This window comes from Desulfuromusa ferrireducens, from assembly GCF_055389805.1.
Map to the genome: position 1 here is coordinate 2,311,642 of NZ_AP042415.1, position 12,390 is coordinate 2,324,031.

At 54.2% G+C, this 12,390-nt stretch carries 12 protein-coding genes and 1 pseudogene; 9 read left to right on the forward strand and 4 right to left on the reverse strand.

Features of this window, described 5'->3' with window-relative positions:
* The first annotated feature begins 120 nt into the window (after positions 1 to 120).
* The 5 genes from ACZ5PT_RS10340 (at position 121) to ACZ5PT_RS10360 (ending at position 4,951) form a co-directional block, all read left to right on the forward strand.
* A complete protein-coding gene (locus tag ACZ5PT_RS10340) occupies positions 121 to 1,266 on the forward strand; it encodes a phosphatase PAP2 family protein (protein ID WP_464262955.1) in 1,146 nt (381 codons plus the stop codon).
* Between the two features lie 4 nt (positions 1,267 to 1,270).
* Positions 1,271 to 2,206, forward strand: coding sequence for a hypothetical protein (locus ACZ5PT_RS10345; RefSeq protein ID WP_464262956.1), 936 nt, complete (start codon positions 1,271 to 1,273; stop codon positions 2,204 to 2,206).
* Between the two features lie 106 nt (positions 2,207 to 2,312).
* Entirely contained in the window at positions 2,313 to 3,062 is a 750-nt protein-coding gene (gene ppgK / locus ACZ5PT_RS10350; protein ID WP_464262957.1) for a polyphosphate--glucose phosphotransferase, read from the forward strand.
* A 247-nt stretch (positions 3,063 to 3,309) separates the two neighbouring features.
* Positions 3,310 to 3,510 carry a cold-shock protein gene (locus ACZ5PT_RS10355; RefSeq protein ID WP_464262958.1) on the forward strand — a complete coding sequence of 67 codons (201 nt, stop codon included), beginning with the start codon at positions 3,310 to 3,312 and terminating at the stop codon, positions 3,508 to 3,510.
* Between the two features lie 169 nt (positions 3,511 to 3,679).
* The gene (locus ACZ5PT_RS10360) at positions 3,680 to 4,951 is read left to right on the forward strand and encodes a TlpA family protein disulfide reductase (protein ID WP_464262959.1); all 1,272 of its coding nucleotides are present in this window, start codon (positions 3,680 to 3,682) and stop codon (positions 4,949 to 4,951) included.
* A gap of 27 nt (positions 4,952 to 4,978) precedes the next feature.
* On the opposite strand, the gene ACZ5PT_RS10365 is transcribed toward ACZ5PT_RS10360, so the two are convergent.
* Together ACZ5PT_RS10365 and ACZ5PT_RS10370 are read right to left on the reverse strand one after the other, a co-directional pair.
* Entirely contained in the window at positions 4,979 to 6,358 is a 1,380-nt protein-coding gene (locus ACZ5PT_RS10365) for an MATE family efflux transporter (RefSeq protein ID WP_464262960.1), read from the reverse strand.
* Between the two features lie 194 nt (positions 6,359 to 6,552).
* On the reverse strand, positions 6,553 to 6,675 hold the full coding sequence (locus tag ACZ5PT_RS10370) for a hypothetical protein (protein WP_464262961.1): 123 nt from the start codon (positions 6,673 to 6,675) through the stop codon (positions 6,553 to 6,555).
* 187 nt (positions 6,676 to 6,862) lie between these two features.
* Here ACZ5PT_RS10370 and ACZ5PT_RS10375 point away from each other — a divergent pair, with 187 nt between their 5' ends.
* The 4 genes and pseudogenes from ACZ5PT_RS10375 (at position 6,863) to ACZ5PT_RS10390 (ending at position 10,644) form a co-directional block, all read left to right on the forward strand.
* On the forward strand, positions 6,863 to 8,479 hold the full coding sequence (locus tag ACZ5PT_RS10375) for a protein adenylyltransferase SelO (RefSeq protein WP_464262962.1): 1,617 nt from the start codon (positions 6,863 to 6,865) through the stop codon (positions 8,477 to 8,479).
* A 15-nt stretch (positions 8,480 to 8,494) separates the two neighbouring features.
* Positions 8,495 to 8,725 carry a hypothetical protein gene (locus tag ACZ5PT_RS10380; protein WP_464262963.1) on the forward strand — a complete coding sequence of 77 codons (231 nt, stop codon included), beginning with the start codon at positions 8,495 to 8,497 and terminating at the stop codon, positions 8,723 to 8,725.
* A 12-nt stretch (positions 8,726 to 8,737) separates the two neighbouring features.
* Positions 8,738 to 9,343: pseudogene (locus ACZ5PT_RS10385) on the forward strand (peptide-methionine (S)-S-oxide reductase MsrA); the annotation flags it as partial.
* Between the two features lie 101 nt (positions 9,344 to 9,444).
* Positions 9,445 to 10,644: a 6-phosphofructokinase gene (locus tag ACZ5PT_RS10390; RefSeq protein WP_464262964.1), complete on the forward strand. Its 1,200-nt coding sequence runs from the start codon at positions 9,445 to 9,447 to the stop codon at positions 10,642 to 10,644.
* An 89-nt stretch (positions 10,645 to 10,733) separates the two neighbouring features.
* Here the strand turns inward: ACZ5PT_RS10390 and ACZ5PT_RS10395 are convergent, their stop codons facing one another.
* Both ACZ5PT_RS10395 and ACZ5PT_RS10400 read right to left on the reverse strand, forming a co-directional pair.
* Positions 10,734 to 10,913, reverse strand: a complete 180-nt coding sequence (locus ACZ5PT_RS10395) for a hypothetical protein (RefSeq protein WP_464262965.1) — start codon at positions 10,911 to 10,913, stop codon at positions 10,734 to 10,736.
* A 361-nt stretch (positions 10,914 to 11,274) separates the two neighbouring features.
* A complete protein-coding gene (locus tag ACZ5PT_RS10400; protein WP_464262966.1) occupies positions 11,275 to 12,351 on the reverse strand; it encodes a KamA family radical SAM protein in 1,077 nt (358 codons plus the stop codon).
* Positions 12,352 to 12,390 lie beyond the last annotated feature (39 nt).

Sequence of the window (12,390 nt, forward strand, 5' to 3'; positions counted from 1 at the left end):
CTGTTGTAAGACAGGGCAACTCAGGTTTCCGTCTGGGTTTTTTCGTTTTTTAAACGGCTGCTGTTCGTCATTTTCCAGCGAAAGCAGGAACCTTTTATGCGAGATAAATAGTTCTGCGCCATGTCGACCTCCATTTACGCGACAACTTCTAAAAATATCAGCAAAGATCTCTGGCTCTGGCTGGGATTGCCCTTTGCGGCACTGTTGCTGATGACCGTTATTTTTACCGTTTTTGATCTGGATCGCAGTATCTCCAGTCATTTCTATCGCCCCGGCGAGGGGTGGTTTCTGGCCAAGCAACCGCTGTGGTATTGGTTGCATAAAAAAGGCACCATTCCTGGGGTTGTTCTGGCGGTCGGCTGCCTGATCGTCTGGCTGGTCAGCTTTTACGCACCCAGCCTGAAAGACTGGCGCAAGCCCTGTCTGGTTGTGGTTCTGACTGCTGTTCTGGCCGCCGGGTTGCTGGTCAATGCCATCCTCAAACAGTATTGGGGCCGTCCGCGCCCGAGTCAAACCATCGAATATGGTGGTCAATGGGAATATCGGCCAATTTTTCCGCCCGGCACTCCTGGCCAGGGCGCGTCCTTCCCCTGCGGTCACTGCACCATGGGCTTTGTCTTTTTGGCCACGGCGGCTTTTTACCGGCGCTCGAAGCCGTTAGCGGTGACCGGCGTGGCCACCGGGCTCGTGCTCGGCACGCTACTGTCTGCGGCTCGAGTGGTTCAGGGGGCGCACTTTACCAGCGATACCATCTGGTCTTTCGGCTTGGTCGGAATGACTGCTGTTGGCTTGATGCTCTGGCTGCCAGAGGCCGAACAAATACCCGCAACGATAGAAATAAGCCCACAGACCAAGGCCAGGCGGATCGGGCTGACCATCGGGACCATTTTGGCGATCCTGATTATGACCAGCGGGTTTTTAACCCGACGGCCTTTTTACAGTACCCGTGCCTATCCCTTACCGCTTCCGGCGCAGGTTGAGAGTCTGAATATCCAGCTTGATTATGATCCGGAACGACTGACGATCCTTTATAGTGAACAATCGCAGGCGGAGTTAACAGTGGATGCCCACGGTTTTGGCTGGATCAAGTTCAACTATCAGCAAGCGTTAGAGCAACAGTTGGATGGTCACTCCCTGCAGCTAAAACTGGCGATTGACGCCAAGAGCTATTTCGCCGAGTTGGATCACGCCCTGACTCTGACGCTGCCTGCCGCCCGCAAGGGGCAACTCGAACTGCTGCTGAATCAGCAACCGGTAGAAAAATAGACGTATGGCAAAAACTGGAACCACCGGACAATCAAAAAAAATGCTGCTTTCAATCCTGACCGTCGAGTCGGCCAAGGATTTACTCAAACACCGCTCATTTATTTTACTGATCTTTCTGATTCTCGCCGCTGACCGCCTGTTGCGCCACAACGTCGATCTGTCGGCACTGAAGAGCTCCTTTTCTTTTGCCACTTGGCAAGAACAGCTGCCGCAGATCATTTTTGTCGATCTTCCCCGCTTGGTTGGCGAGTGGCTTTTCACCCCGCTGGCCCTGGGAGTGCTTGCCGGACTGTTTGTTTTTAAGCAGGTCGCGTCCCTTTGGCCTTCGAGCAGCCTGCGCCGCTGGCACAATTCGCCCGGTGAGCAGGGCTTGATCAAATCCTTATTGGGCCTCAAGGCAACCCAGTTCCTCTGGGATTTAACTGCCCTGACCATGCTGATCAGCCTGACGCTGGTTTGGGGCGGCTTAAACTATGCCTGGTGCTACGCTTGGTGGCAAGAGGCCGGAGGCGCGCTTCCGGCGTGGTGCTTTGTCGCAACTCTGGTGGTGGTTTGGCCGGTGATTATGGCCGGACTTTCCTATTCGTCCAAACTGGCGGTGCTGCAAAATGGCACCTATGCGGACAAGTTTGCTCTCTACCTGGAATTGTTTAAGACTCCGCGAATTTTCTGCGGCTCCTGGCTGTTTTTTCTCGCCCGGATTATTCTCGAGTCACTGTTTGTGGCCATCATACCGCTGGGTGCATTGCTTTATATCGACAATGTCCTGCTGCGCACCCTGCTGGCCTGTGCTTCAATCACACCGTCTTACTCCTATCTGAAGATGGCTTCTTTTAAGTTTTTTCTCTTTATCTACAGTCCCTATCCGTTAATCCAGTTGGAGTTCAAGGATTACCTGACAGCAATGGCCAAGGGGCAGTCTGTTGCGAAGAAAAAATGAGACAGGCTCCTAGCAGCTTAATTTGCATGACCGGCTGTTCGGGACTTCAGTAGCAGAAAATAGCGCTATACTTTGCTCTCTGAAAGATGGAATTCAAGGAGGCATCATGGAATACTTGGGAATCGATATCGGTGGCAGTGGCATCAAGGGAGCAATCGTTGATGTCTCCAGTGGGCAGCTGATTTCAGAGCGCGTGCGGATCGTCACTCCGACCCCGGCAACACCTCAGGCGGTGGCGGCAAAGGTGGCTGACCTGGTCAATCAATTCAACTGGCAGGGGCCGGTTGGTTGTGGCTTTCCGGCGGTGATTTGTGATGGTGTGGCAAAGACGGCGGCGAATATCGATGAGAGCTGGGTCGGGACTGATGTCGCTGCCCTGCTGGGCAAGGCGACCGGTTGCCCCTGTTCCGTCGTTAACGACGCCGATGCTGCCGGTTTGGCTGAAATGCGATTCGGCTGTGGCAGGGATCGTCTCGGGACTGTTCTGGTTGTGACTCTGGGGACAGGGATAGGTTCCGCGCTATTTTACAACGGTAGCCTTTACCCGAACTCCGAACTCGGTCATCTGCGCTTAAAAAGCGGGGTGGCGGAACGCTACGCCTCCGCGGCGGTGCGCGACAATGAGGAGTTGAGCTGGAAGTCCTGGTCGAAGCGCTTGAACAAGTTTTTTGCTCAGGCCGAGCGGTTGCTCTCCCCTGAATTGATCATTATTGGCGGTGGAGTCAGTAAGAAGCATGACAAGTTCTTTTGTCATCTTGATATTCAGGCCGAGTTGTTGCCAGCTGAGTTGCGCAATCAGGCCGGGATTGTTGGTGCCGCTTGTCAGGCCGCTGAACGGCAGGGTGCGGGTGGTTGAGTGGCGGAAAGCAGCGCGGTTCGACTTTGTTTATGATCTTTATAAATAATAGGTTGCTTTTGTCAAAGTTCTCGTGCTACCTTCGGCGAATCTAAGCAAGTTTGTGTAAGGATTTTGTTGTCGCACAATTGACAAGGTGTCAATTAAAACAGAACACGCAGACCCTCTTGGGCCGCGTGTTTTTATTTTTTTACGGCGACAAATTTACACAACGAAGAAAATCCCGATACGGGAGATGGAGAAAAAGATGGCTGAAGGAACAGTTAAGTGGTTCAACGATTCTAAGGGTTTTGGTTTTATTGAGCAGGACAACGGTCCTGACGTGTTTGCGCACTTCTCCGCAATCGAAGGCGACGGCTTCAAGTCTCTCGCTGAAGGCGATCGCGTGAGCTTTGATGTAACTGAAGGCCAAAAAGGTCCTCAAGCTGCAGCAATTCGTAAAATCTAAGCAAAACCTTTTTTGCAACGATTTGAAAAGAGCCGCATGGGCAACCATGCAGCTCTTTTTTTTTTTGATTTTTTGCCGATTGCACTCTGCCTGCAACGGGCTATGCTGATACTGAACACCTGCCTGAAGAACTCCAGCTGAAGAACCGCGCGGCCGTAAGGGGGATGTCATGGGCAGCAAGGTGGGACTGGTTCTACTGATTTTCTGTCTCGGGTTCTGCGGTCCGCCTGACGCCTGTGGTTCTGCGGCCCGCTTACACTTTTTTTACGCCGAGAACTGCCCCAGCTGTCAGCAGGAAAAGCCCTTTGTTGAGCAGTTGCAGCAACGCTATCCGCAACTGCAACTGCAGATTTATGATGTCTGGTTGCAGCGTGACAGCTTTCAGCTGATGGATGCCTTGGCCGAGGTGCAGGGCATCGATTTTGCGACCACCCCGGCCACCGCGGTTGGTCGGCAGGTCTGGTTCGGTTTCAATCCGCAGGTCGCTGCTGAGATTGAACAGGCGGTGCGGGATTGTCTGGATGCCGGTTGTTATGATCTGGTTGTCGCCCTGCAGGCCGGAGAGCAAGCGTCGTTGATCGAACCAGAGAAGAGCAAACCGATGCCACTGGCAGGTTTGCCGATCGATCCGCAAGAGTACTCCCTGCCGCTATTCACCATCATCATCGGTCTGCTCGATAGCTTTAACCCCTGTGCTTTTTTTGTGCTGTTGTTTCTGTTGAGTTTGATGGTGCATACCCATTCCCGAAAACGCATGTTCCTGGTCGGTGGAGTCTTTATTTTTTTCTCCGGGCTGATCTACTTCCTCTTTATGTCCGCCTGGCTCAACCTTTTTTTGCTCGCTGGCAACTTGCCGCTGTTGACGACTGTGGCCGGTCTGGTCGCGCTGACCATCGCTGTGTTGAATATCAAGGATCATTTCCTGCTTCGGCGCGGTCCCTCATTGTCCCTTTCTGAAACCGCAAAGCCGCATCTGTTCGCCAGAATGCGCAATCTGCTCAAGGGCGACCGGTTGTTGCCGCTGCTGGCCGGGACCACGGTGCTGGCAGTGGTCGCCAATAGTTATGAATTGCTGTGTACTGCCGGCTTTCCGATGGTCTACACCCGGGCGCTGACGCTGCGGGAGTTGCCGAGTTGGCTGTATTATGCCTATTTGGGGCTCTACAATCTGGCCTATATTGCGCCGTTACTGCTTATTGTCATCCTCTTTACCCTGACTCTCGGCAGTCACAAACTCAGCGAATACGAGGGGCGGTTGTTGAAGCTGCTCTCCGGGATGATGATGTTGGTTCTCGGCCTGGTGCTGTTGCTGCGTCCGGCTCTGCTGCAGAACCTGCTGATGGTGGTCGGCTTGTTACTGGCAGCATTGCTTGGGGCGGGGCTGATTCTACTGCTGGAAAAGTGGTTGCGCAACAGAACTGCTGATCGGCCAAAGGGATAAACTGGAACGAATCGGTTTTAGTGGCAATCAGAAGTGCGATAATTTCTGCAGCCGGGTTACTTTTCGCAGTCGGAGGCCGAGCAGCAGGGCCGCGATAGTCAGGCCGACAATCAGGCTGATCCAGAAACCCTTGGCACCCATCGGTGGCCCCCAGAGATCGGTCAAGGCCAGAGAATATCCGAGCGGCAGGCTGATGCCCCAGTAGGCAATGATAACCATCAATAACGGTGTCCTGGTGTCTTTGTAGCCGCGCAGTGCGGCAGCAGCACTGACTTGTAGTGCATCGGAAAACTGGTAGAAGGCGTTCAGGTAGAGCAGGCCGACAGCGACGGCGATAACCTGCGCATCATGGGTGTAGATAGCAGCGATTTCGTCGGCAAAGATCAGCGTCAGCGTTGCCGTTAACAGGGCGATCACCGAATTTAGCAGCAGGCCGGCTTTGCTGACCAGGCGGGCGCGGTCGGCCCGCTGTTTGCCGATGGCGTGGCCGACGCGGATGGTGATGGCCATGGAAATACTTAACGGGATCATGAAAATCAGGGATGAATAGTTCAGCGTGATCTGGTGCGAAGCGACCGCCAGTGCTCCCAATGGAGAGAGGAACAGCGCGATCAGGGCAAAGATGCTTGACTCAACCAGCAGGGCAAGGCCGATCGGCAGGCCCAGTCGCAGGACCTGTCTGGCTCCTTCCTGGCCAGTTTTTTTTCCGAGATCGAAGAAGTGGGTTTTGTTGTATTGCCTGATCCGCCAGATGGTCAGCAGCATGCAGCCGGCCATGAACCAAAGACTGATGGTTGACGCCCAGCCGCAACCGACCCCACCCATGGCTGGAAAGCCCAGTTTGCCATAGATGAAGATATAGTTGGCGGTCACGTTGATCGGGATACTGGCTAGACCGATGAGCATACTCGGCCGCACCAGTCCGAGCCCTTCGCTTAAATTCCGCAGCAGAAAAAAGAGCGCTATCGCCGGCATCCCCCAGGAAATCGCTTTGAGGTAACCGCTGGCGATAGCCGCTACCTGCGGCTCAACGTCCATCAAGGTGAAAATGAAATCTGCGTTGCGCAGCAGCAATATTGCGATCAGGGTCAGGGGCACGGCGACCAGTAAGCCGCGTCTTGCCAGCGGGCCGGTTTCGTCGGTTTTTCCGGCACCGTGGAGTTGTGCAATCATCGGTGTCAGGGCCAGCAACACCCCGTAGAGAAAAAGGAAGATCGGTATCCACAAACTCCCGCCGACAGCGACTCCTGCCAGGTCGGTAGCGCTGACCCGTCCGGCCATTACCGTGTCGGTAAAGGCGAGCGCCTGTTGGGCCAGTTGTGCGGTGAGAATTGGCGCTGCCAAGGTCATCAACAGGCGCGCTTCGGTCCGAAGCAGTTTGAATTGTCGACGTTGCGGGTGGGTCATTGAATCCTCAACAACAAAAAAAGTTCAGCCCCGAAGAGCTGAACAGGAAATACAAATATTGCTGAGTGATTACCATTCATGTATGGGGGTGTCAATAGATAAGCCGAACGAATCAGTGCCCGGTCAAAGGTTCTGCCAAACCGTGCCGGTTGTGCTGAAATGGCCGTTTATTAGGTTGGCTTGTGCTGGATGGCCTAAAGCAGCGCCAGCACGACGATCAAAGAGATAGTGAGGATGAAGAGCGCAACAAAATAGAGCGCAACAAAAGCCATTCCTGAATAGGTTTCTCTGTCGTGATGTTTGATCGGCATTGGCATCGGCATTCTCCTGGCTTCACATTTAGTTTGCACCTGGGTGGCGGTTTATAGACGACCACTCTTATTGCTTCTAACGCAGTGGTGGTGGTTTGGTTGCCAATGGGGAGCCGGACGCAGTTTGTCGCTGTTCGATAAAATCACTGGCACGTATTGCCTCCAGAACTGCAGCAGTGCGACAATTGAAGCCATGAAAGTAAATCTGCTGACTAAATCCTTTTGTTCGCTCGATGGCCTGCAGTTTGATAACCGCTTTGTCCGCGAACTGCCTGCTGACCCCGTGAGCGGTAACCGGACACGCCAGGTTCAAAGAGCCTGTTACTCGCGGGTCGCGCCGACTCCGGTGGCCAATCCGCAGCTTGTTGCTTATGCCCGCGAGGTCGCCGAAATTCTCGATCTGTCAGGGGCAACCTGCGAAGCGGAGGCGTTTGCCCAGTTGTTTTCTGGCAACCAACTCTTGCCGGGAATGGATCCCTTCGCCATGTGTTACGGCGGGCATCAATTCGGCAATTGGGCTGGGCAGTTGGGAGACGGTCGGGCTATCAATCTGGGCGAAGTGATTAATCAACGTGGGCAGCGCTGGGCATTGCAGCTCAAAGGAGCCGGCTTGACCCCCTATTCGCGGCGCGGAGATGGGCTCGCGGTGCTGCGTTCTTCGGTGCGGGAATTCCTCTGCAGCGAGGCGATGCAGCATCTGGGTGTGCCCACCACCCGAGCTTTGAGCCTGCTGCTGAGCGGTGAACAGGTGACACGCGACATGTTCTATGATGGTCAGCCGAAACAGGAACCGGGGGCGATTGTCTGTCGCGTCGCACCTTCTTTTATCCGCTTCGGTAATTTTCAGATTTTTACTTGGCGCAACGAACTCGAACAGCTACGGCAACTGACCGATTACTGTATCCGCACCGATTTCCCTCATCTGGATGAACCATCGCCGCAGGTTTACCTGCAGTGGTTTGCTGAAATCTGTCGGACCACCGCCGAGCTGTTGGTGCATTGGATGCGGGTCGGTTTTGTTCACGGGGTGATGAATACCGACAACATGTCGATTCTCGGTCTGACCATCGATTACGGTCCCTACGGCTGGTTGGAGGATTACGATCCGCACTGGACGCCCAACACCACCGATGCCGAGGGGCGGCGGTACAGTTTCGGCCAGCAGCCGCAGATCGCTCTGTGGAACCTCGCCCAATTGGCCAATTCCATCTACCCCTTGATTGAGCAGGTTGAGCCGCTGGAGCAGTCGTTACAGCTTTACGGGGACGTGTATAAGCAAGGCTGGCAACAGATGATGGCTGGCAAACTGGGCTTGCAACAGTTCGACCCGGCGACAGACGCTGAACTGTTCGCCGAGCTGGAGCAGGTGTTGACGTTGGTGGAAACTGACATGACGATTTTCTATCGCCAACTGGCCGTTCTGGACGAAGCGGCTGATGCGCCGGATGACATCCTGCTCGCGCCGTTGCAACCGGCCTACTATCAACCCGAGCAACTGACCTGCGATAATAAAGCACGCATCGGCCGTTGGCTGCGTAGCTACCTGGCGCGCGCACGGCGGGATGGTCGCCCAGATATTCAACGCGCCGAACGGATGAACGCGGTCAACCCAAAATATGTGTTACGTAACTATCTGGCCCAGTTGGCCATCGATAAGTCGGAGAGGGGTGATCATTCGCTGGTTAACGAACTGCTCGAGGTGTTGCGCCATCCCTACGACGAGCAACCGGGAAAAGAGCAGTTCGCCGAAAAACGGCCCGAATGGGCGCGCAATCGAGCTGGCTGTTCGATGTTGTCCTGTAGCTCCTGATCAGCGGAGGTGGTGATGAAAATTCTGCGCACCAATGCTCTTTGGGGGAAAGTGAAAATCACTCTCCTGCTGTTCTGTCTGTTCGGCAGTGGGTTGTGGTTGCTGGATCGTTCTGAGGCGAAAAACTCCGTCGCCAGCGAGGAGGTTGGCATGACAAAATCGCACCAACAACTTGCGATCAACATTCCGGAAATTGATCGATACCACCCGGAACAGACCGAAACAGCGCTGTTCGCCCTGGGCTGATTTTGGGGTCACGATTCCCGGTTCGGGAGTCTCCCCGGTGTTTATAGAACAACGGTCGGTTACGCCGGTGGTACGACCGGCAAGCCCGCATATTGGTTGATGGGGGACCACAGCGAAACCGTTCAGGTCGAATTTAATCCGCAAGAAATTACTTACGCCAAGCTGCTGGACTTTTTCTGGGCAAGTCACAATCCGAGGCATAATGGTTCTCGCCGTCAATATCGCAACGCTATTTTCACTTTGGATGATGTGCCACTCCGTGTGGCCGAACAGTCACGGCAGCAGTTGGCCGCAACCTTGGGCGCAGCGGTCAAAACCGATATCGAGTCGGTCGGCGAGTTCTTTGCCGCCGAAGACTACCATCAGAAATATTATCTGCGCCGCAGCGATCAACTTCTTGCGGAAGTTCAGTCCATTTATCCGGATGATAACCAGTTTGTCGCTTCAACCGCCGCGGCACGGCTGAATGGTTATCTGGGCTGTAACGGTCAGCCGGAGGATTTGGAAAGAGAAATCGGCCAGCTGGGATTGTCCGTGCCGACACAACAGTGGTTGATCAAGCACCTGTCCACATCCTGTAGCGGTTTTCAGGGAGTAACCTGCCCGGCTCCGCAATGATTCTGATCGTCACGTTCAGTTGCCAGACGCAGAAGATCGTCTAATCTTAAGGGGGAGATGATTTATTCGATTGATTTACGTCTGACAATGGAGGTGAACCGATGGCTAAAGTAAAAGGAACAATCGGTATCTTGACCGGTGGTGGTGATGTCCCGGGCTTAAACCCAGCGATCCGGGCGGTGACGGTTCGGGCGTTGCGCGAAGGCTACCGGGTGCTCGGCATCCGTCGTGGCTGGGCAGGGATTGTTGATATGGTCCCCGATCCCAAGGCTGATAACAGCGCCCATGTGCAGGAGCTGACCGAAGAGATCGTTAACCGCGCCGGGCGCACCGGCGGCACCTTTTTGCACACCTCGCGGACTCGACCCAGCCATCTGCCGCTGAGTAATGTGCCGCCCCATTTGCGTGATAGTTACACCGAAGAGTTCAACGATGTGACCGCCGATGTGCTCAAACAGCTTGATTTTCTCGGCATCGATACGTTGATCCCGATCGGTGGTGACGACACCCTCAGCTACGGTTTGCGCCTGCATCAGGAAGGCGTCAAGGTAGTGGCCATCCCCAAAACCATGGATAACGATGTCCCCGGCACCGATTACTGCATCGGCTTTTCCACCTGCGTCACCCGCACCATCGAACTGACCCACAGCCTGCGCACCTGCGCCGGGTCACACGAGCGCTTTCTGGTGCTGGAGGTGTTCGGCCGCTACGCTGGTTATTCAGCGCTTTTGCCGACCATGGCCGGGGCTGCCGATCGTTGTATCATTCCCGAACATCCCTTTGAAGTGGAGCATCTGGCGGAACTGCTCAGTCACGACCGTCTCAAGCATCCGAGTAATTATTCGGTTGTGCTGGTTTCCGAAGGGGCGACCATGACCCATCATGACGCGATGTCATTTGAGGGCGAGGAGCAGGATCAGTACGGGCATAAAAAACTCGGTGGCATCGGCGACCAAATCGCCAAGGAGCTGAAAGACCTTTCGCCGCGTTACAATCAGGGCCGGCGGGTCAATGTGGTCAACCAACGGCTCGGTTATCTGGTGCGCTGCGGCGACCCTGACGCGATGGATTCCATCGTGCCGATGGCCTTTGGCAATCTGGCACTCGATCTGGTCCTGCAGGGGGCGTCTGGACGTTTGGTCAGTCTGCGTAACGGCTGCTATGACAATGTGCCGATTGATGTGGTGACCGGTCGCAAAAAGGTGGTCGATGTCGCAAAATATTACAATACCGAACGGCTGCGGCCGATCTACGAATCCTTTTTAAGGCAGCCGCTGTTTATCATGACCAGCGACCTTTAGTTTCTCGCAGAAAAAAACAACTGAACTAAACAAAAAAGAGCCCCGCAGAACTTATTCTGCGGGGCCATTTTGCTGAAGGACTGCCGGGATTAGATTTCTTTCGGCCGGCAGACATTTGCTGCCTCATGTACTTTGAGTCCGCAGTTGGTGCAGACAAAGCGTGGGTTCTCAAAAATTTTATCAATTTCTGGATTGCGCACGGTCGCCGTTAACTGGCAGGCGTGAAAGTCACAATGCTCTTCAGGGTTTTGGCAGCTCTGTTCGGTCATTGATGTTCTCCTTATCAGGCTCGCAACAGGTTTTAATCCGGGTACGCATTGCTTGTTCGCTTAATTATAGCGCCGAAAATCGGTTGAGCCGAGCTGCTGTCGATTATTTAGGAGAAAAGCTGTCTCGTGTGCCGCTTCAGCCACCGTTGTCGTTCAGCCGCCGTGATAATTCCGACTGACGACGAGTACCTTGTACCCCCTAAATCGTCGCATCTTGCTTGTTATTTGACGCGCCACCTGCGTTGTGACTTCAGTTGCATAGCGGTGCTATGCGCCCTTAGTCACGCCTTATTGGCACGCCAAATCCCTTCGCAATCTTGCGGCACTTTAAGAGTTACAAGGCACTAGGGCCGGCCGACCTTTATTCCGGCATATTGGGAATCGATGTTTCCTCGCCCTTGTGATTGCGCAGATAGTAGTTCTGCTCATCTTTGCCGATGATGTAATAGTCGGGCATCAGCGGAATTTTTCCGATGTTGGTGGCGATGACAGACATTGGCTGAGCAAGCCCGGTGGTGTGCCCACGCAGTGCATCCCGGATCAGTTCAGCGCCCTTTTCCACTGGGGTGCGGAAATGGTCGATGCCGGGGGCCGGCTCGCAATAGAAAATATAGTAGGGTTTGATCCGCACTCGCAGCAGTTTCTGGTGCAGCTCACGGAAGGTCTCGACATCATCGTTGATCCCCTTGAGCAGTACCGCCTGGTTACCGACATTGACACCGCATGACAGCAGTTCGAAGACTGCCTTGGCTGTTTCTTCGGTGATTTCGTTGGGATGATTACACTGGGTGTTGACCCAAATCGGCACCCGGTGATATTTGCCCAAAACCTTTTTCAGTCCTGGAGTGATCCGTTGTGGTAGCACAATCGGGAGCCGGGTGCCGAAACGGATCATCTCGATATGCGGCAGCTCGCGCAGTTTGCTGATCAGATACTCTAACTTCTCATCGGAAAGTAAAAAGGGATCGCCGCCGGTGATCAGGACATCGCGCACTTCGGGATGTTCGGCAATCCACTGCAATCCTTCTTCAACATTAAAATCAAGCTTCAGGTTACCATCGACCACCAGTTCCTTACGGAAACAGTGGCGACAATAGATGCCGCAGGTCTGGGTGACGGTGAAGGCGACCCGGTCGCGGTACTGCCGAGCGATACTGTCGGGGCGTTGCTCCTCGGTGGTGCGGTTCTCTTTCCAGAGCAGATAATCCTGCATGCCGAAACGATTTTCGTGCTCATGGCGCGAAGGGATCACCTGGCGACGGATCGGACAGTTGGGATCATCTTTGTCCATCAGCGCGGCAAAATAGGGGGTGGTTCCCCAGGTGGTTTGCGTCTCGGTGAGGATTTTTTCTTCCTCGGCGGTAAGATTGATGTATTGCTTGAGTTTTTCGATACTATTGACAAAATCTTTAATTTGGTCTTGCCACTTGCCTGACATTGAAGCTCCTTTGGCATGATGGGATTGTGCTGAAACAGA

Coding starts and splice junctions, on each gene's coding strand:
- ACZ5PT_RS10340 (WP_464262955.1), top strand. CDS start 121: ATGTCGACCTCCATTTACGCGACAACTTCTAAAAATATCAGCAAAGAT.
- ACZ5PT_RS10345 (WP_464262956.1), top strand. CDS start 1,271: ATGGCAAAAACTGGAACCACCGGACAATCAAAAAAAATGCTGCTTTCA.
- ppgK (WP_464262957.1), top strand. CDS start 2,313: ATGGAATACTTGGGAATCGATATCGGTGGCAGTGGCATCAAGGGAGCA.
- ACZ5PT_RS10355 (WP_464262958.1), top strand. CDS start 3,310: ATGGCTGAAGGAACAGTTAAGTGGTTCAACGATTCTAAGGGTTTTGGT.
- ACZ5PT_RS10360 (WP_464262959.1), top strand. CDS start 3,680: ATGGGCAGCAAGGTGGGACTGGTTCTACTGATTTTCTGTCTCGGGTTC.
- ACZ5PT_RS10365 (WP_464262960.1), bottom strand. CDS start 6,358: ATGACCCACCCGCAACGTCGACAATTCAAACTGCTTCGGACCGAAGCG.
- ACZ5PT_RS10370 (WP_464262961.1), bottom strand. CDS start 6,675: ATGCCAATGCCGATCAAACATCACGACAGAGAAACCTATTCAGGAATG.
- ACZ5PT_RS10375 (WP_464262962.1), top strand. CDS start 6,863: ATGAAAGTAAATCTGCTGACTAAATCCTTTTGTTCGCTCGATGGCCTG.
- ACZ5PT_RS10380 (WP_464262963.1), top strand. CDS start 8,495: ATGAAAATTCTGCGCACCAATGCTCTTTGGGGGAAAGTGAAAATCACT.
- ACZ5PT_RS10390 (WP_464262964.1), top strand. CDS start 9,445: ATGGCTAAAGTAAAAGGAACAATCGGTATCTTGACCGGTGGTGGTGAT.
- ACZ5PT_RS10395 (WP_464262965.1), bottom strand. CDS start 10,913: ATGACCGAACAGAGCTGCCAAAACCCTGAAGAGCATTGTGACTTTCAC.
- ACZ5PT_RS10400 (WP_464262966.1), bottom strand. CDS start 12,351: ATGTCAGGCAAGTGGCAAGACCAAATTAAAGATTTTGTCAATAGTATC.